We start from the raw sequence: 19,742 nt of genomic DNA on the forward strand, positions 1-19,742 counted from the left end.
CTACCACAACCTTAAGCTTACCAGACAACCTCCCACATCTTTTTGTAACCCATTTTAGTGTTTTAATATTTTTGTGCCAATTACGGATGAACATCTTATTTGTATTTTCATATTTTATAAAAATAAGAATTGAAGAAGGTGATTATAATTGGTAGGTCGAACTATTTAGATTTTTTGTCCAAATTTGGTGTTGGAGGGGCCCACCCTGGTGGCATTGGTCTAACCAAGGAAATACTTAAGACTGAAGAAATTAATGAAACTTCTCGTATTTTAGATGTAGGGTGTGGAACTGGCCAAACAGCTGCCTATCTAGCTGAACAATATGGTGCAAAAGTAACGGGGTTGGATATTAACCCGATTATGGTGGAAAAAGCAAAAAGCAGAATGAAGAAATACCAATTACCGGTGGAAATTATCCAAGGCTCCATTGAGAAATTCCCAGTAAAGGATGGAAAGTTTGATTTTATTATTTCCGAATCTGTCCTTTCTTTTGTAAATAAGCCAAAAGCACTTAAAGAAATATTTCGATTATTAAAAAGCGGTGGTCGTTTTATTGCAAATGAACTTACCACTAATAAACGGCTTTCCCCAACTATAGAGGAAGAAGTTAAACAATTTTATGGATTAGATTCAGTCCTTATGGAAAAGAATTGGCTCACTTTATTTGAACAGACTGATTTTAAAAATATAAAAATTCAAATGCAAAAACAATCTATGCTCCAATCCAATACAAATCCTGAATTCCAGTACTCAGAGTATATTGATCCTGAACTTTACGCGGTAATGTATGAACATTTTAATTTAATAGAAAAGTATGAGGATGTATTGGGCTATAGAATATTTTCATGTACTAAATAGTTGTTTTTTAAAGCTTTAAACAGAAACTGCTAAATCTGTTATTCATTTTATTACCTTCATAAGACCGGAATCGCTGCTGATTATCATATATAATATCTCAGCCAGGATGTTATTTCTTATTGTTCTATTCCGTCAGAATTCAAATCAAGACATAATAAATAAGTTGGTCTACTCTTACCTAAATAGGCAATCTTTTATTAATGTATATATGCGCTTTTCCTTGTTTCAGAAAAGCGCCCGTTTTGTTGAAGATTGAAAAGGAAAAAAGCTGCCAATATGACAGCTCCGTCCTGTTCTTTAATTCTTGCATCAAGAGTTGAATAAATGTGGACTTATATGTGATTTTTTATCTCTTTTCCATACATCTGGATAGCTTGATAATTCCAAGTCGGAACATTTTCGTGCGAAACTAGGAAGAAGAAATATAAGGATTCGGTCTATGAAACATAACAAGCACATATCTACAGTTTTCAAATGTTCTCCACTGAGGGTTCCCATATGCCATATGCCCAGTAACATAATAATCATCGCTTTTTTTATTTAAATCTAAAGGTAAATGAGTGGTAATTAGTGTTCCTTGTTTTATTGTCACAAGCGTACCAAAAGAGTTTATTTGAATAAATTAAAATCGGTGACTATATAGTATTTAGGAATAAACTTAGTAACCCTCTTTTACCCTAAAGTTATACCAGTGTTTTGGACATAATAACATCAATTTGTTCTTCATCACCCAAATAAAAAGAGTGAGCTTCAGTTTGGACAAAACCTATTTTTTTATAAAAGTCAATTGCGTTCTTATTCTTTTCCCACACTCCTAGCCAGATAATCTTTTTGTTTTGTCTTAAGGCTATTTCCATCGCTTTGTTTATTAGATATTTTCCAAACCCTTTTCTTTGAAATTTGTATCTTATATAAATCCTCTCAATTTCGAGTGACTCATCACCCATTTTTTCGGATTGGGCATCATTAATATTTACCTTTAAATATCCAGCAAGTTCTTTATTGAAACAGATGAAAAAGAATTCCGAAGAGATATTGGATAATTCCTTTTCTAACTGATTAGAGTTAAATGCTCTTTCCAAATAGGCTTTCATATTTTCAGGTGAATTCTGATTTTTAAATGTATCGTTAAATGTTTCAATACTTATTTCTTGGAGTATTTGTAAATCATCACTGTTGCACTTTTTTATTTTTACAGTCATTTTAATTTACAGCCCCTTTAAAAAAATTAATAATTTCTTTTGTTTCCCTTTTTTACAAATTCCCAGTCAATTTCTATATTTTTTCTAACTCTTTGAAGAAGATGAAAAATGGTTTCTGCTTCTCTTTCGGAAAATCCCGCTATTGCGATACTATTCGAATGATCATTTTCTCTTTTTATAATAGGAAAAACATTTTTCCCTTTTTCTGTTGGAAAGAGTTTTTTTATTTTTTTGTTATGTTCATCATCTTTCTTTTCGATAAAGCCATTAATTTCAAGTTTTTTTATAGCACGGGCTGCTGTTGTACGATCTACTTTTATCATCTCAGCTAACTTTTCTTGAATGATTCCTGGGTTTTCACATATCCGCACAAGGTACAAATACTGCCCTTTTTTAAGGTCATATTCTTTAAATTCTATATTACTTATAGAATCTAATGCTCTTGCTATCATTCCAATTTCACGAAGAATTCCCTTCATAGCTTAACTCCTTAGAACATATTTTTGTTGCAAATGCAACAAAAAGGCAATATATTAAATTTAATCTAACTTTGTTGCGTTTGCAACAAAAAATGAAAAGAGGTCGAGTAAAGTGAAATATGTTTTTTTTGTATTAGGAATTTTAATATTAACCCTTGGTATTTCTTTCACTATACAATCAGACCTTGGAACTTCACCTTTTGATGCACTTTTAGTAGGACTGTCCATAAATGTGGGGCTTACTGTGGGTAGTTGGGAAGTAATAATAGCTTTAATATTGATATGTTGTAATTCACTTTTAAAAAGACAAAGACCAGAGGTTTTGGGGTTGTTAACAGCATTTATAACGGGGATTGGTATTGATATGTGGCTTTTTCTATTGCACAATTTGATAACACCCGAACTATGGTATAGCAAAGTAGTTTGTTTTGGAATCGGCTTAGTTGTTATGGGATTAGGAACTGCAACATATTTACACACAAATTTTGCACCGATTCCAGTTGACCGATTAACATTAATTATACAAGAATTAACTAGAACAAATATTTTTTTTTCGAGAACATTCATTTACCTCGTATTCTTGATAGTGGCAATGATTTTTAATGGACCAATTGGTGTTGGAACTTTATTAACCGTTTGTTTAGGGGGGCTAATACTTAATTCCTTTATGCCATTTACCGGAAAAACATTAGACCGCATATTAACACACTCTAGCTCATCATCAAATTATGATAAAAATAAAAAGCATTCAATATAGAATGCTTTTTATTTTTCTTGTTCAACTAACCTCCCTTAATAAACTAATTGTATTACGAGAAAACAAGCCGATGTTCCTGGAAGGAAATCGACTTTTCTTGTTCAGATGGAATCAAAGCATTAAATATCAAGTTTACGTGTACCGATCCACTTCACCATTTCAGGATCCCTATGGGAAAAGAATAAGCTCTCTTTCGTATCTAACGTGGCGATTTGGTCCATATCCTCTTGGCTTAATTCAAAGTCAAAGATATTGAAATTTTCAATGATTCTTTCTTTACGGACAGACTTTGGAATCGCAACAACTCCTCTTTGTGTCAGCCAACGTAAAGCCACCTGAGCAACGGATTTATTATACTTTTCGGCTATGGACACCAGAATTTCGTTCTGGAACATGTTATTTTTTCCTTCAGCAAATGGTCCCCAAGACTCTATCTGAACATTGTTCTCTAACATGAATTGAGCACTTTCTATTTGTTGGTTGAAAACATGTGTTTCAACCTGGTTAACCGCAGGAACAACTTCATTATGAATGTTTAAATCAATCAGGCGATCTGGATGGAAGTTACTCACACCGATAGCCTTGATTTTTCCTTCACGATACAATTCCTCCATGGCACACCAAGAACCGTATACATCACCAAATGGCTGATGAATCAAATACAAGTCCAAATAATCCAATTGCAGCCTTTCCAGTGATTTTGCGAATGCCTTCTTTGTGCTCTCATAACCAGCATCCTGAACCCAAAGTTTTGTGGTAATAAACAATTCTTCTCTAGGTACACCACTCCGCTTGATTGCTCTGCCGACTGCTTCTTCATTTAGGTAAGAGGCAGCAGTATCGATCAGACGATATCCTGCCATAATAGCGTCATAAACAGCTTGTTCACATTCATTTTCATCTTGAATTTGAAAAACCCCAAAACCTAGAATAGGCATCTCAACACCATTATTTAAAGTGACTTTTTGCATATAATATCCTCCTGTTTTTATCTGGAATATCTGTTATTTACCTACCCTTTTTGCGTATTCCGCCGGATATCGATCTCCCGAAATCTCAATTTTCGATAAGGCATCATTCAAGTCATTGAGTTCCTTAGGGCTCAGTTCAATATCAGCTGCCCCAAGATTTTCTTCGAGGCGATCCAGTTTCCGCGTACCTGGAATCGGAACAATCCAAGGCTTCTGAACAAGCACCCATGCAAGTGCAATTTGAGCGGGGGTCGCGTCTTTACCTACAGCAATCTTTTTTACCAGGTCGACCTATACCTGATTTGCTTCGATATTCTCAGGTTTAAAGCGAGGAACAACACTACGGAAATCAATGCTACCGAACGTTGCATCTTTATTAATTGTTCCAGTAAGGAATCCCTCGCCCAACGGACTGAAAGGAACAAAGCCGTTTCCAGACTGTTCAAGGGTAGGCAGTAGTTCTTTCTCAGGACTTCTCCACATCATTGAGTATTCACTTTGAATCGCAGTGAGTGGATGAACAGAGTGTGCACGGCGAATCATTTCCACCCCTGCTTCAGAAAGTCCCAAATGCTTAATCTTACCTTCCTTGATTAAGTCTTGTATTACTCCGGCTACCTCCTCAATCGGAACACTTGGGTCCACCCGATGCTGATAGTAAAGATCAATGGTGTCAACCCGAAGCCGTTTAAGTGAGCCTTCAATTGATTGCCTAATACGCTCCGGTTTACTGTCAAGAACCTGTTTGCCATTTTCCATTTGGACACCAAATTTTGTAGCGATAGCCACTTTTCCCTTGAATGGAGCAAGAGCTTCTCCTACCAATTCATCATTGACATATGGACCATATACCTCGGCAGAAGAAAGTAAACCCCGGTCAATTGCCTCATGGATCAGCGAAATCATCTCTTTCTTGTCCGAAGCAGGACCGTAACCATAGCTCATACCCATGCACCCAAGGCCGATAGAAAAAGATTCAACTCCTTAACCTATTGTGGAGATGTAAGAATAAAAAACTGTGACTCCCTTATTATGCAATAAAAAATAAGAAACCCTTATACTAATCCTACCAAAATATTGCCTAATCCTCTCACATTACTTACATTCTGGGGGAATATGTATTAATATGGAACTAAAAATAAGGACACTAGGAGGTTTTTATGTCCGAACAAATCGATAAACAGCGAGCTGAACTCACCCAACTTATTGAGAGTTACACAGGCAAGGACGGTTCTTATGCTACTACTATTCCTTCTTTATCTTTCTCTCGTTTCTCTGATATTACAGGTCCAAATTACGGAGTTTACAAGCCTTCATTATGCATTATCGTTCAAGGTAGGAAGGAGGTATTACTGGCACAGGAGAGCTATGTATACGGTCCTGCCAATTACCTTGTTGCATCTGTTAACTTGCCAATTGCCGGACAAGTTACTGAAGCCTCTCCCGAAGTTCCTTATCTGGCTCTCAAACTGGAATTCACAACGAGTGAAATATTAGAGGTGTTACGTGAATTCCAAATGGGAGATGACAAGAAGGAAAATGCTAAACGAGGTATGTATGTCAGCAAAATAGAGCCATCTTTGCTAGAGCCGGTAACAAGATTAGCTCGTTTGCTAGATACTCCGGAAGACATCAAGGTACTTGCTCCTCTAATCGTAAAAGAAATCATCTATAGGGTTCTGCAAGTAGAACATGGGGGGATGCTGAAACAAATAGCAATAAAAGGAAGTTCTACCCATCAAATCAGTGATGTGATTGAACATATCATGAACAACTATGAAAAGTCTTTTAAGATTGAGGAACTTGCGGAAATAGTAAATATGAGTGTTTCTTCACTTCATCGGCACTTTAAAGAGGTAACCGCGATGAGTCCAATTCAATTCCAAAAACAACTGAGACTTCAAGAAGCCCGAAGCCTGTTATTATCCAAATCAGCAGATGCAGCAGATGTTGCATTCCGGGTAGGTTATGAAAGTCCATCACAATTCAGCCGTGAATATTCGCGCATGTTTGGTCTACCACCAAAAGAAGATATAAAGCGCCTGAGAGAGCAATATGACCAAAGGGTAAAAGCTTGACGGGGGTTCATTCTATGTACTAAATTATAGTGGCAGTTACACTTTAAATAATATAAAAAGGTGCATTAATCCACTCCCGGATTAATGCACCTTTTTATAATCTTCCTCAACAAAAAACAGAAGTCTTTTACTTAAAGCATCAATTCCAACAGGTATTGGATAATAGAACACACAACTATAAACAAAACTGACCGTATATGTTATCTCTATAATCTGCTAAGGAACAGTACCCGATATCTCCATACAACTCTTATGTCGCTTTGGATAAAGTTTGATTAAAAAGAAATGAAAATCTCTGATTCCCATCTACAAAGCCCATAATTTACACTATAATATTAAATGCAGTACCTTATCAAACAAATGGACAAGTTGGGGGCCGTATTTATTGAAAGCGTTAAAATCAATCTTATTGGGCTTATTCGGTATAATTGCTGTGCTTATTTTATTCCTAGCCATTGTGGCATTCATTTCATTTATTCAAGAAAAATTATTTGTTCCTGATAATTCCCTTTTGTGGATTTTTAAATCTCCCGCATCAAAGTTTATTTTTTTATATGAGTTTTACCTAATGTTTAGCCTTTTCCTTCTTCTTAATAAAGATTTAAGAAAATGGTTTTCTGTATTTTTTAAAAAACATCGCAGAACAGTATTTCCCATTTTCTGCATAGTTAACATTATGTTGTTTTATGCTATTGTCACGGATGTGGCGGTTGTTACTAAAAATAAAATTATTAACCATTCTTTCCTAGTACCTCAAGGAAAGCAATACAGCTTCAATAATATTACTAACATTACCACAGGCATTTATGGAAAAAAACAATTCTTTGGTCCCTCAAAAGGTGACTTTTATTACATCATAGAATTAAAAGGCAATACAAAAATTGATTTGGGAGATAACGGAGTAAGTCCAATTATTTTCAATGAAGATGATAATGATGAAGCAGACTTCCGGTTTATTCTTGCAAAACTCGACCGGCAATGGGTTGACATGGGTGTTCCAAAAAAAGCCAGTATGTCCAATTTCAAATATACCTTTGCTTCTTTAGACAGAACTTATTCAGATAAAATTCGCAGTATTTTAGAGAATAACAAATAAATGTACATTTTCCACAAATAGAACTTACAACTAGAAAAACCAGGTGGCTTTGCCCGGTTTTTCTTATTTTCGTTTAGTAAAACATTTTTATAGAAAGGAAAGTTGTTGCTTATCTTTTCTTCAATTAAATGGCCCTATAACGGAAAAAAGCGATCTTCTTTATTGAAGAATCACGCCCTATTCTGGAAGATTGATATGTAAGGTATAGAATCCACAGATGTTAAGAAAAGCCCCCTGTTCAATAAGCTATTTTATTTAATTTAGGTAATATTGTTTGTAGTTCAATTAAGTCATCAATTACCATATCAGCCTGAGAAAGTTCATCTTCTTGTGCAAAATCAAAATTACACCCTATTGAAACTAAACCATTATCTTTAGCTGCATTTATATCTGATAGGCGATCTCCAACTACTACTCCATTGGTAATGTCATATTTTTTTATAATACTCTGAACTAAGTCTGATTTATTCAACGATTCAATTTGTTGGATACTAAATGTTTCAGTAACCCAATTATCCAAATTATAATAACTCACAATTGCTTTTAAATATTCCGTTAAACCATTACTTGCTATGTATATTGAACAATTATTCTCTTTTAAATTATTGAAGACTTCCTTTACATTGGGATATAAAGCACCTTTCCCACTTTTTATATTTTCAACTAATCTTTCCAAAAAATAAGAATCTGTTTGTTCTCTTACTTCTATGGAATGATTAGGTAACAAAGTTTCCCATACTTTTGGTAAAGGTACACCCATAATTTCACGGTATTTATCAATAGGGGTTACTGTATCCCATTTATTTAGTGACCGTAAATGGTTAAAAGTATCATCAAGTGATAATTCTAATATTTTATCTGTCTGAAATAGCGTTCCATCCATATCAAAGATTAGTGATTGAGACATTATTTTTCTCTCCCTTTTAAAATGACTGATTACTTTCAAAGTTAATTACATATTCGATATAAGTCTATTTTTCACCTTTTTATCAATTCTTTTCTTTAAGTATCAAATGAATAATTTATACAAATCTAGTTTACATAAAGACTCTTATCGGCAATAACAAAAGGATCTTCGATTGGAGATCCTTTTTTTATTCTTTTTACAAATAAGTTTAATGCTTCTACTAAAGAATCGATTAGATACTTTTTTATCTCAATGGATGATTTATTTTGCCACTTACTTTTTGGCATTCCGATATCTACAGTAATATATCTTTGTTTCTTATATAATCTTAATTTTTCACAACCTTCAAACTCAAAAAACCAAATGTCTCCATCCACTCTCAAAATAGGTGCAAATTCATCTAGCTGTGGTGAATATATTTTATTACAATGCTTCTCTAATAATAACCTTAGTTCAATGAGATGTGGTTGTTCAGCCTCTGCGGAATATCGGTCACCCATTTGAGATCCAAATGTAATGTAACATTTATCATCCATCTATCTTCTACTCCTTTTCCCATGCTATCTTTCTCTATTTTCTGGACCTGGATGTCTTTCAACCTATCTTCTTTCTAACTGTAACATTCTTTTCCTTGGGAGAGTCGAGGAATGTATATGATATACAAATCTAGTTAACATAATCACAATTACAGGAAGTAACCAACAAACAAACCCCTTGGTGCTCAAGGGGTTCCGAATGGTTCATTTTTATCGTTTATACATGATTTTATACATCGTTGCTGAATCAACATTTTCGGCTTCTGAAGAAGCCTTGTAGCTGCATACAAAAGGGGTGTTTTATGCAAATTCTTCTTACACTAAATCACCCTTTACTTCAATAAACCATTTTTTTTCATTTCGGCTAAAAAATCAGGGTCAACCCATACTTCCTCTACTTCGTAGCCTTCCAAATCTTCGCCAGAATAGGATTTAATCATTTTAAGGAAGTCCTCGAAATGATTAGCAATAGGTAGGAGGTTTTTATTTTCAATATAATCATTTTGACATTCATTTTCGTGGTCCCAAAGGAATAAATGCCCGTTGTCACCATCTAAACAGACCAAATTACCGCCTTCTGTTCTAGCAATAGGTATGTAACCTTTTGGTATTCTTTCTTTGAAAACTTTGAAATTCTCCTTTAAATCATTAATTTTCTCTATACCTATTCCAAAAAAATCGGATATTGAAATTGAAAGAATTTCTCCATTTGGAAGTTCAATTATATTGTTTTCGTGGTCTCCTCCATTGTATTCCATTAAAAAATCAATATAGTCTTGTGGTAATTTATATCCAATAACATCTTCCAATTCTGCTAATTCTTTATTATTAAGTTTTTTATTATTAGGTCTTATCGGTATCAAATTGTCCCCTCCCGGTCAATGGATAATTTAATTATAAACCGATTTCCTTCTTCAACTAACCTGCCAGTTCGTTGAAGAAGGTTTTTTTGAATGTATGATTTTAGATAGAATCATACATTCGAAAAAGGCCGTCATTTGGCAGCCTTTTTATGGCGCTATCGCACCCGTTAGTTCAACAAGAATCGATTAGGTATTACTCATCCGCATAAATCATATACCTGCTTATTGCGTGAATTACATCATCCCAAATTTCCCTTTTACAAAACCTAAGTAGTTGTTCAATCTTGCCTTCAATTCTGGGAAGGCTATAATCACTTGTAATAAAACAGCCCCGACCAAGTTCTATTTCTATTGTATCACTTAATTTTTTAACCAATCTTTTAGGACTTATGATTTCAATTCTGAAAACTTCGAACGAATGTGAATTTTTCTCGCCCTGTTCACCAATGAAGACATCTAAACAAATATAAAAGTCATCTGGTTCGTTACACCAGTCACTGTGCATAATATGTGTTCCAGATAATACTGGTGTAATCATATTTTTTAGCCCCCTTTTTTTTATTTTCTACTAATATTAGAGAGGTCTTCTTGAAATTCCTTCTTCCACTAAACTGTCTATTAGTTGAAGAAGGGTTCTTTTCGAATGTATGATTTTGTATATTTTCGTACATTGAAAAGACCATCAAATTGGTGGTCACGCTGTTGAATCAAAGCGCCCTTTAGTGAAGTAAAGTAAGAATTTAGCTCATTCTTTTAAAAAACAAGAAGTAAGAGAAACTACTAAGCCTAAAAATGAAACCAAAAGTCCAAATGAAGTTGCTGAACCGCTTGATGTTAGTATAAGTGCTATTCCAAAAAGTGAAATGGAAATTCCTAAAAGTGAAATTCGCATTCATGTTCCTACAATAATATAAAATGTCATTTATATTTTAACATAAATATCCAATTTAATAGACGGGTATTATTCCACAATCTGGCCCGATTACTGAAAAAGACACAATACCTCTTCAAGAATTGCGCCCTTTACTTGAATAAGAACTAAATTATAAGTCGTAATTTTTAATTAAGATTTGATTGTGAATATGATGTTCCATATGCTCAATATAATCTTGTATAAGCCACTCTAGTGTCTTATGTTGATTATTTCCAATGTCACAAAGGTTGGATAGCTTTTCGTTAGGAATATTCTTAACAATATTAACAATTTGCTTATTTAATGTCTGAAAAAGGTTCACTATTTCATCAAGTGGTCTATCTTGATAATTATGAACCATTACCCATTGGTCTTGATTATACGATTGAACAACATACACGGGTTCTTCATATTGTATTTTTATAAACCTTTCAATATTATTTATCGCAGAGTCACATAGATGTCCTAAAATCTCTTTTTTAGACCATTTATTTGGTAATGGTCGATTAGAAATTTCTTTTTCAGACATAGAGTTGTACTCTTCTGGTAATCTTTTTATCCAATGATTAATTCCCTCAACTACCTTTTGCATATTTCTACTCCCCCTAAATTTCTTTATAAAACCAATATTCAGTTACCATCCTTAAAATTCCTTTATTAAGCAATCCTCTCATACGAATCATCCCTGTTCAAAAAGCTTGTTCCATAATCTGGCCCTTAAATGAAAATTAGCGCTGATCCTTTTTACAAAAATGCTCCCTTTAATGGAATAGCCTTTTTTCTGAAGCAATGCTCATTAACTCGTTCAGTGATTCTCTGGTTTGTTGTTATTAGAAACTAATTGCCGGGCAGTTGGATGCTGCACCAGCCGCTTACATCGCATTGGCCATATTCATTATCACCCACAGCCACCACCGTGCCATCCGATTTAAGACCGACTGTATGAGTACAACCCGCCGCGATCGCCACAATATCGCGCCAATCACTTACATTACATTGGCCATACTCATTCCAGCCCATAGCCGACACTGTACCGTCCGATTTAAGGCCGATGGTATGATTACTCCCCACTGCTATCGCCACAATATTGCGCCAGTCGCTTACATCGCATTGGTGATGTTTATTCAAACCCACAGCCGACACTGTACCGTCCGATTTAAGACCGATGGTATGAAGATAGCCAGCCGCGACCGCCACAATATCGCACCAGCTGCTTACATTGCATTGGCGATACCGATTATTACCCACAGCCGTTACCGTTCCGTCCAATTTAAGACCGATGGTATGCCAGTCACCCGCCGCGATCGCCACAATATCATGCCAGCCGCTTACATCACATTCACCTTCATTATTTCGGCCAAATGCAACCACCGTGCCATCCGATTTAAGCCCAATGGTACGACGCCAACCCGCCGCAACTGCTACAATATCGTGCCAGTCGTTTACATCGCATTGGTCATGCTTATTCCAACCCACAGCCACCACAGTACTATCAGATTTAAGACCGACTGTATGAGCATTACCCGTGTTCGTTGCCATATGAACATTACCCGCCGTGACCGCCACAATATCGCTCCAGCCGTTTACATCACATTGGCCATATTTATTATCACCCACAGCCGACAACGTTCCGTCAGATTTAAGCCCAACGGTATGACGACGACCCGCCGCTATGGTATCTTTAGGCCACCGTTTCACCTTTAGCACCACTTCTTTCAGTGAAATGTAATCCACGTTTTACCTCCTCGAATATAAGCAATCCTGCAGTTATCTGACAAGTATATGTAACTTTACGATTACTCGTCAAACGTAAGCAACTGTATGGTTGTGTGATAAAGGAATCATTTCTAACCGTCCTTCTAGTTTATTCCATTATCTGGCCCGATTGTTGAATAATAAAAGCGCCCTTACTCTATTGAAGCACAGCATCATCACAAGACATGCAAATAAATTACGTTCTTTTATGTGTCCATATAATTGAACCAAGACCACCAAGTTTGGAACCAATTCCATGACCAACATCGTCTTTCTGTTTTCCAAGTGCTCTTGCAAAATCCCTAGAAGCATCATTTGTGCTTGTTCCCGTTTTAATATGATGCCGTTCGATTTTTGCGAAAACAGATCGTAGTTCTCCATTACCTCCGTGCATTGTTCGATAAGTTAGCCCTCCGGCAGTCGTTATTTCATGCCTTGTTAATCCTTTTGCAGTTTTTAATACTTTTGCTGCAGCAATCTTACCGAATGGAAAACCACTTATCCCCAAAGTAAAGATAGTTGCCGCTGCATATTCAGGTGTAAGTAATTTTCTGGGATTCCGTATCATATCAGCTGTTTGATGACCACTGGCTGCAAATCTAACCCCGGCTGAAACAGCTCCAAAAGCAGACCAAAACCCAAGAAAAGGGACAGATACGGCAAATGCCCCGGCAATAATTATTCCCTTCTCCCATCCAGATAGTCCGATCCACCAGTTTTGCAGACTGTCAAATAAACAAGCAAAACAAGCTTCCTGGCCGCCATATGACCTTTCCCAATTGACTAGAATAAGTGCGAACAAGACTATTGCTGCAATTAGAGTAACCGCTTGATAATACTTCTGAATGTTTGTCATTAATGCAGGTAAACGATTCTTTGCTTCTGTATTTCCATGTATTATTGTAAAACCAAGGTCTCTTCGTTCACGATAAAAATACAGTAAATTGCCTAATCGCCGTCTATCCTTTATTAGAGATTTGATCAGGTTCCACAATTCGGTTACAGGATTAATGGTTTTTTCATCTTCAAGTTTCGGAATATGCTCCCGTACTCGATTCAATTCCCAATAATCAATGAGTATAGCAACAACTAGCATCAGTAAGTTTTGTCTCTGGTGAGCAGAGAAAAGAGTGATTACAAACACCTTTTCTCTGAACTTCATCCACTCTTCTATTTATGTATCTTCATGTATTGTTCTTTCATATATTCTTGTTATCAGCTGATGAGTTAATGGACTTTTTACCCCTTTGGATTATCTAACGGGGTGTTTAGTTGTAAAAGGACTAACTTAATTAAGTAGTTCAGTGTAAACTGAATTTTTAGGGGTCCTGCCGACAAAACGCGAATATTATACGTTAAGACATTTTTGGGAAGGGAAACCCTGATTTTTCTACGCTAAGAGGAGAAATCAGGGATTTAAATCATTGTTCGTTTTTGAAAAAACAAATTGGTGCAGGTAAATCTTACAATATTGATATTTACATTAATTTTACTAGAGGTCTTTAAAATTGAATTTCAATCGTTGTCCCATGACCAACCACACTATCAATTCTAATCTCCCCATCATGTGCCCGAATGATATCGTTGGCTATGGCCATTCCAAGTCCAGAACCTTTGTGGGACTCTCCGGTATTCGTTCCTCGATAATAGCGATCAAAAATTCGATTGAGTTCTTCTTTCTTTATCCCTTTGCCATCATCTTTTATCGTAATATGTGTTCGGTCTTTCTTTTTAACACTCACAACTATTTTCACTTTGCTGTCATTATGGACGATTGCATTATATATTAAATTCGTTAGTGCTCTTCGTACCAGAATTTCATCAACATACTCTCGGATCATTTCTTGGTGTACCTGAAATTCTATATTTCGATTGGAGTATCTGGCATCATTTAAAATATCGATCACAATATTCCGTAATAGCGTTACAATGTTAATCGTTTTTTTGTTTAAAGTTAGTTCTTTATTTTTCAATCTCATTGTTAAGTTTAAATCTTCTAATACATCCTTCATATATAGCGACTTTCTTTCGATAATTTCTGCGTATTCTCTCATTTCATCTAATGAAAATTGATATTCTGGGTCCTTCATCATTTCCGCATAACCTCGAATAGAGGCAAGTGGTGTTTTCATATCATGGGAGATGTTTCCGATCCACTCCTCTTTCATTTGTTCCAATTTCTTTCGTTCCCTTTCGTTTTCAGTTAGCTGATTGGATAAATAATTGACATTATAAAAAACATCTTTATAGATTCCTTTAGGTTCATAATTTATATTATAGTCCTTATTTGCTAGTCTTTTTATTCCATCAATTAATGTATGAAGTGGCTTTGTAAGTCGTTTGCTAAATAAATAGCCGATTAATAAAGCAATAAGACCATCTATGAGTAATATAAGAATACTCCCTATTTTAAAATTGTGTAAGAGGTCACGGGAGTCATAGGATAATGTGATTTTTTCAATAGAAGGATTTTCAAATCCAATTAAGTAACTATAATTGTAGTTATCGATCTTTTTACCACTCACAAAAACAGTGGCATATATATCTTTCTCTACATATTTGTAAATATTGACAACTTCTAAAGGTGTGTACTTTTTCTTTATCCCTTCAGGTAGCCTATAACCGTATAGCTCCTTTCCATTTTCGTCTAAAATTTGGAACCATGCTTCATGCTTGATAAGTTCTTTTTTTCCTTGGTTGCTAATGGCTATTTCATTATTTGAAAACGTAATATGTTCCTGAAAACGCCTTGTAAAGGATTCTGCAGAAATGGTTTCTCTGTCTTGAAAAATCGGTACATTAAATGCAGATTGGGCAATAAACAATGCCAAAAAGGTGAGAATATTTATGAAAATAACGAGGATGACAACTATAACGACAGATAGGAGAAATCTTCCTGTTAACCTCCATCTCATTTCCTAATCACCCTTTACGACAAGCTTGTAGCCTAACCCTTTTACAGTCATTAGGTACTTGGGGTTTGAAGGCTGTTCTTCAATTTTTTCTCGCAATCTCCGGATATGTACCATGATCGTATTATCATATCCGATAAAATCCTCTCCCCAGACGCTATCACAGAGACTTTCTTTACTAATGACCAAATTAGGGTTTTGAAGAAAATATTTCATTAATCCGAGCTCTTTTCGTTTTAATTCTATGATTTCACCGTTCTTCGATAATTCTGCTTTTTGTTCATTTAACTCAAAGGGACCTTCTTTAATAATGGAATCCATCTTTTTTTCTGTCTGTGAAAAATCGGCCCTTCGTAATTGTGCTTTTACTCGATATGCTACTTCCTTTGGGCTAAAGGGCTTTGTAATATAATCATCCCCACCAAAGGCGAACCCTAAAATCCTGTCAATTTCTTCTACTTTTGCGGATAAAAAGAGAATCGGCACATTAGAAATATTCCTTATTTGCTTACAGACATCATAGCCTTCCCCGTCTGGCAGCATGATATCGAGTAACACAAGATCAGGTTGTTTTTGTTGAAATTGATTGAATCCATCTTTCGCTGTAGTGGCGGTTATGACATTTTCGATACCTTCTTTCATTAATACCGTTTGAATAAGCCTTAAAATATCCTCTTCATCATCTATGATTAAAACCTTTTTATTCGTTAGCGACATTCCAATTACTACCTCCAAAATTGTTATAGCTATTCCTTCATTATATAGAAATTGAGTCCCGGATTGAAATCAGGCTAAAAAGTGTCTTTTTCTATCAGAAAGCTTCCTTTAATTCAAAAAAGAACCCTTAATCAAAAAGATTCTTCCCTGAAGTATTCTTTACTTTAATTTATCTTTTGCTTTTTCAGGTAGTTCTTCTTTTGTAACTTCCTGATATGATGTAACCCCTTTTCCATCCTTTACGAACAGACTTAAATAAGCTTTTTCGCGGAGTTGTTTAGTGGCAGTAAACGTAAGTGTTTTTTTCTTGCCCTCTTGATCATAAGCAGGTAATTCGTATTCATAACTGACATATTTCTGTCCATTGTCTGCTTTGTCTTCGATTTTCTTACCTTGCCCTTCAATCCGGGTATAGTATTCATCGGCACCTAATCTGTTAAGGTTTACGTCTTGAATAAACACTAACCCTCCTATTAAAATAGCTGCTATAACCGTACACGATATGATTACTTTCTTCATTATTATTCTCCTTTTTATTTTGATTTCGTTACAATTTTGTAGTAAGCATTCACGGTTAAGAAATAATAAACGATGTATATACATGTATACACGCCCATGCATATCAAAACCGGAATAACCAAGCTGGTTTGCATTAATCTCGATAAAGCCGTTAGGGCAACGGAACAATGAGCGATCCCTGCTATTAATGGCAGAGCAAAGACAAATAAAACTTGTTTAGCAATGGATCTCTTTACTTCTTTTTTGTTGACACCGATTTTGTGTAGAATTTCATAACGACCCTTGTCTGAATTTGCTTCTGTTAGTTGCTTAAAGTAAATGATACTTCCTGTAGCAGCAAGGAAAACTAATCCTAAGAATCCACCCATAAAGATCATTAAGCCTGATGATTCCATTCCAGCAGAATAATCTGCATAAAAGCTTGAGAATCTTGCTTCGTCTGGCAGAATCAATTGTATATCTTTTGTTAATTGTTTAGCTTCATCTTCATTAGTAATTTCGTAAACTTCCATTTTCACACTGTTTGTTTCTTTTCCTAATTGAGTAAACAACTGATCACTAACCACAAGGGTTGTACTAGCTGTATAATAATTGAGGACATTATATTTTTTCAGACTCTTAAATGTAATATTCTCGACGCGATCGTTCACCTTCAAAGAAATCGTTGAACCTATATAATTCGGTGACAATCCTTCATAGTACCCTGCATCCAGTGCAGCTGCTTCATTTCCCATTAAGGAAAGCTTGTCGGTTCTTTTTTGTACTTTTGCTAGAGTATTAAAGTCATTAACCGAAATTACGGTATACATCATTTCATTACTGAACAAATTATTTTTTAAGGTTGTGACATCTGCATTGATTTGCAGTGTTGGAATCGACTTATGATAAATAACGTCATAATTTTTATTGTTTGAAATAATATCTCTTACTTGATTCGTTACGTTCTTGTCTTGATTAATAAACATCATGCTATTTGGATTGGCGAGTTCTACATTACTTCTATTGTTGTAATACAAGCTGTAGGCTGTTCCAACAGCAGTTAATGTTGTCGCACTTAGCACAGCAATGATCGTTAACGTACGAGCATTCCCTTTTATGCGATAGAGGAGCTGGGATGTTCCGATTAAGTTAATCCCTTTCCAATAGGACCTTTTATTCTTTCTAGACATCTTTAATAAGTACACGGTTAATGTACTAAATAAGAAGTATGTCCCTAGAATGACCGTCGCTAAAATAACAAGGGGCGTTACCATTAAGCCCATTTCTTTCCATGCATTTGACTCCATTAAATTTTGAAGTGCGAGCCAATAACCGATTCCGACTAATATAACGGATAATAGCGCCATAATGAACGACGATTTAGGCTCTTGTTCCCCTTCTTTATCGGCTTGGAATAATTCGATTAATTTAAAACGATAAATTAATCGGTATCCTTGAAACGACGTAATGATGGTTATAAGAGAGAATACCATGATTGTGTTCACAATGGCTGCTAATGAGATGGTGAAATCTCCAATGGCCTCAAAGCCCATGACACCCATCAAAATCGATACAAAAAACTTCGATAAAACGGAACCGAGTAGAATTCCGATAATCAGAGCTAAAATCCCCATAATAAAGTTTTCGTAGAAAAGCATGCGACCAATTTGTTTCTTACGAACACCCAGTAAAGAATAAAGACCGACTTCTTTTTTCCGTTTCCTAGTAAAGAATGAGTTCGAATACCAGATAAAAATAGCCACAAAGACCATTAAGACAACTGCTGCCCCACTAAAAGCTGAGCTGATTTTAGGTGAAGCATCAGAAGTAGCTTGGAAGGTTTCATTATATTTTAATGAAACGAAGGTAAAGTAAATGACGATATTGAAAATCATTGAAGCAAAATATAGAAAATAGTTAGTAAAATTTTGCCGAATATTTTTTCTAGCAATACTAAAGAGCGTCATTTAATGCCCACCCCCAAGAGAAGCGAGGACATCTAAGATCTTTTGAAAGAATTCCTGACGAGATTGGTGATTTTTATGAATTTCTGTATAGGTCCTACCATCCTTAATAAATAAAACCCTTTTACAGAAGCTTGCAGCGTAAGCATCATGAGTGACCATCATAATGGTGGATTGATTCTGTTCGTTTAATGCGTTTAAGCTTTCTAGTAGACTTGTAGCCGATTTGGAATCTAGTGCCCCTGTTGGCTCGTCTGCTAAGATTAAGCTTGGATTTGCGACAATGGCTCGTGATGCTGCTGTTCTTTGTTTCTGACCTCCGGATATATGATAAGGGTATTTATCTAGAATTTCCCGAATTCCAAATGTATCGGCGATTTCATTCACGCGTTTTTCAATCTCATTTGCCGGTACTTTTGATAGCGCAAGTGGAAGCAAAATATTTTCCTTTACCGTTAACGTATCAAGCAGGTTATAGTCTTGGAAAATAAAACCAAGCTTATTTCGGCGGAAGTCAGATAATTGTTCCTCATTCATTCTGACAATATTTTGATTGGCAATCATGATCTCTCCTGATGAAGGCGTATCAATCGTGGACAAAATATTTAGCAAAGTTGATTTACCAGCCCCAGAAGGTCCCATAATTCCAATAAATTCACCTTCTTTAATTTCCAAATCAATATCCTCTAACGCTTTATATAAATTTCCCTTAGTTCCAAATACTTTTTGAACATTTTTCGCACGTAAGATTGTTTGCATTGATATATCCTCCTTGTATGACTACAAATCAGATTATACTGACTGATCCTTACACTATTTTAATCTAAACCTTACATAAACCTTAAAAAATAACAGCAAATACCTTCATGGTAACTGCTGTTTTTAAATAATCATTGCTTTCTTGGAATAATTTCTGCCACATAATCAAAGTAAAAAGTACGTTTCCCCTTTTTGGCCATAATGAATAATAGGGCATCAGTATAGTTGCCCGCATGATAATTACAAATAGTAAGATAGCCGTTGTTATCCACACATGAATGGTATAAAAGTGGGATTCAATTTCTAATAATCAATCTTTTTTATAAAAAAACAGTTCTAAAATAAAAGCAAGCAATCGTTTTGATCAATCTTTATTCAAAACGATTGCTTTTTACATTCAGTAAAATCAAGGATTTAGAGTGATTTATAATCAAACTTTATATTAAATAAACAAAAAACCCAGTTATTCTACAAGAA

The 19,742-nt window shown here is 35.2% G+C and carries 19 protein-coding genes and 2 pseudogenes; 4 read left to right on the forward strand and 17 right to left on the reverse strand.

Features of this window, described 5'->3' with window-relative positions:
* Positions 1-138 precede the first annotated feature (138 nt).
* Positions 139-858: a class I SAM-dependent methyltransferase gene (locus V179_RS0108695; protein WP_084552280.1), complete on the forward strand. Its 720-nt coding sequence runs from the start codon at positions 139-141 to the stop codon at positions 856-858.
* 353 nt (positions 859-1,211) lie between these two features.
* Here V179_RS0108695 and V179_RS29910 read toward each other — a convergent pair.
* The 3 genes and pseudogenes from V179_RS29910 to V179_RS0108705 all read right to left on the reverse strand — a co-directional run.
* Positions 1,212-1,512 (reverse strand): annotated as a pseudogene (locus V179_RS29910) (FMN-binding negative transcriptional regulator); the annotation flags it as partial.
* Between the two features lie 29 nt (positions 1,513-1,541).
* Positions 1,542-2,060, reverse strand: coding sequence for a GNAT family N-acetyltransferase (locus tag V179_RS0108700; RefSeq protein ID WP_028391104.1), 519 nt, complete (start codon positions 2,058-2,060; stop codon positions 1,542-1,544).
* A 26-nt stretch (positions 2,061-2,086) separates the two neighbouring features.
* Positions 2,087-2,539: a MarR family winged helix-turn-helix transcriptional regulator gene (locus V179_RS0108705; RefSeq protein WP_028391105.1), complete on the reverse strand. Its 453-nt coding sequence runs from the start codon at positions 2,537-2,539 to the stop codon at positions 2,087-2,089.
* Positions 2,540-2,651: 112 nt separating this feature from the next.
* On the opposite strand from V179_RS0108705, the gene V179_RS0108710 reads away from it, so the two are divergent.
* Positions 2,652-3,296 (forward strand): YczE/YyaS/YitT family protein, encoded by a 645-nt coding sequence (locus V179_RS0108710; RefSeq protein ID WP_028391106.1) that lies wholly within the window; start codon positions 2,652-2,654, stop codon positions 3,294-3,296.
* A 119-nt stretch (positions 3,297-3,415) separates the two neighbouring features.
* Here V179_RS0108710 and V179_RS0108715 read toward each other — a convergent pair whose 3' ends face one another.
* Together V179_RS0108715 and V179_RS27545 are read right to left on the reverse strand one after the other, a co-directional pair.
* Positions 3,416-4,267, reverse strand: a complete 852-nt coding sequence (locus V179_RS0108715; RefSeq protein ID WP_028391107.1) for an aldo/keto reductase — start codon at positions 4,265-4,267, stop codon at positions 3,416-3,418.
* Positions 4,268-4,300: 33 nt separating this feature from the next.
* Positions 4,301-5,233, reverse strand: a pseudogene (locus V179_RS27545) (aldo/keto reductase).
* A 194-nt stretch (positions 5,234-5,427) separates the two neighbouring features.
* Between V179_RS27545 and V179_RS0108725 the strand changes: the two are divergent.
* Positions 5,428-6,345 carry an AraC family transcriptional regulator gene (locus V179_RS0108725; RefSeq protein WP_028391108.1) on the forward strand — a complete coding sequence of 306 codons (918 nt, stop codon included), beginning with the start codon at positions 5,428-5,430 and terminating at the stop codon, positions 6,343-6,345.
* Positions 6,346-6,730: 385 nt separating this feature from the next.
* Positions 6,731-7,441: a hypothetical protein gene (locus V179_RS0108730; RefSeq protein WP_028391109.1), complete on the forward strand. Its 711-nt coding sequence runs from the start codon at positions 6,731-6,733 to the stop codon at positions 7,439-7,441.
* 238 nt (positions 7,442-7,679) lie between these two features.
* On the opposite strand, the gene V179_RS0108735 is transcribed toward V179_RS0108730, so the two are convergent.
* From V179_RS0108735 to V179_RS0108795, 12 genes are all read right to left on the reverse strand, one after another.
* Positions 7,680-8,348: an HAD hydrolase-like protein gene (locus V179_RS0108735; protein ID WP_028391110.1), complete on the reverse strand. Its 669-nt coding sequence runs from the start codon at positions 8,346-8,348 to the stop codon at positions 7,680-7,682.
* Between the two features lie 125 nt (positions 8,349-8,473).
* The gene (locus tag V179_RS0108740) at positions 8,474-8,884 is read right to left on the reverse strand and encodes a hypothetical protein (protein ID WP_028391111.1); all 411 of its coding nucleotides are present in this window, start codon (positions 8,882-8,884) and stop codon (positions 8,474-8,476) included.
* A 332-nt stretch (positions 8,885-9,216) separates the two neighbouring features.
* Positions 9,217-9,747, reverse strand: a complete 531-nt coding sequence (locus V179_RS0108750) for an SMI1/KNR4 family protein (protein ID WP_028391112.1) — start codon at positions 9,745-9,747, stop codon at positions 9,217-9,219.
* A 193-nt stretch (positions 9,748-9,940) separates the two neighbouring features.
* Entirely contained in the window at positions 9,941-10,285 is a 345-nt protein-coding gene (locus V179_RS0108755) for an Imm8 family immunity protein (RefSeq protein WP_028391113.1), read from the reverse strand.
* Positions 10,286-10,790: 505 nt separating this feature from the next.
* Positions 10,791-11,252, reverse strand: coding sequence for a DinB family protein (locus V179_RS0108760; RefSeq protein ID WP_028391114.1), 462 nt, complete (start codon positions 11,250-11,252; stop codon positions 10,791-10,793).
* Between the two features lie 245 nt (positions 11,253-11,497).
* Positions 11,498-12,394: an RCC1 domain-containing protein gene (locus V179_RS0108765; RefSeq protein WP_028391115.1), complete on the reverse strand. Its 897-nt coding sequence runs from the start codon at positions 12,392-12,394 to the stop codon at positions 11,498-11,500.
* Positions 12,395-12,611: 217 nt separating this feature from the next.
* Positions 12,612-13,577, reverse strand: a complete 966-nt coding sequence (locus tag V179_RS0108770) for a hypothetical protein (RefSeq protein ID WP_028391116.1) — start codon at positions 13,575-13,577, stop codon at positions 12,612-12,614.
* Between the two features lie 340 nt (positions 13,578-13,917).
* Entirely contained in the window at positions 13,918-15,330 is a 1,413-nt protein-coding gene (locus V179_RS0108775) for a sensor histidine kinase (RefSeq protein ID WP_028391117.1), read from the reverse strand.
* A gap of 3 nt (positions 15,331-15,333) precedes the next feature.
* Positions 15,334-16,044, reverse strand: a complete 711-nt coding sequence (locus V179_RS0108780; protein WP_028391118.1) for a response regulator transcription factor — start codon at positions 16,042-16,044, stop codon at positions 15,334-15,336.
* 159 nt (positions 16,045-16,203) lie between these two features.
* Positions 16,204-16,563, reverse strand: a complete 360-nt coding sequence (locus tag V179_RS0108785; RefSeq protein WP_028391119.1) for a YxeA family protein — start codon at positions 16,561-16,563, stop codon at positions 16,204-16,206.
* Between the two features lie 14 nt (positions 16,564-16,577).
* Positions 16,578-18,509 carry an ABC transporter permease gene (locus tag V179_RS0108790; protein ID WP_028391120.1) on the reverse strand — a complete coding sequence of 644 codons (1,932 nt, stop codon included), beginning with the start codon at positions 18,507-18,509 and terminating at the stop codon, positions 16,578-16,580.
* Positions 18,510-19,265 carry an ABC transporter ATP-binding protein gene (locus tag V179_RS0108795; protein ID WP_028391121.1) on the reverse strand — a complete coding sequence of 252 codons (756 nt, stop codon included), beginning with the start codon at positions 19,263-19,265 and terminating at the stop codon, positions 18,510-18,512. It abuts the gene before it with no gap.
* Positions 19,266-19,742 lie beyond the last annotated feature (477 nt).

This window comes from Bacillus cihuensis, assembly GCF_000504145.1.
In the GTDB taxonomy this organism is placed as follows: domain Bacteria; phylum Bacillota; class Bacilli; order Bacillales; family DSM-1321; genus Peribacillus; species Peribacillus huizhouensis.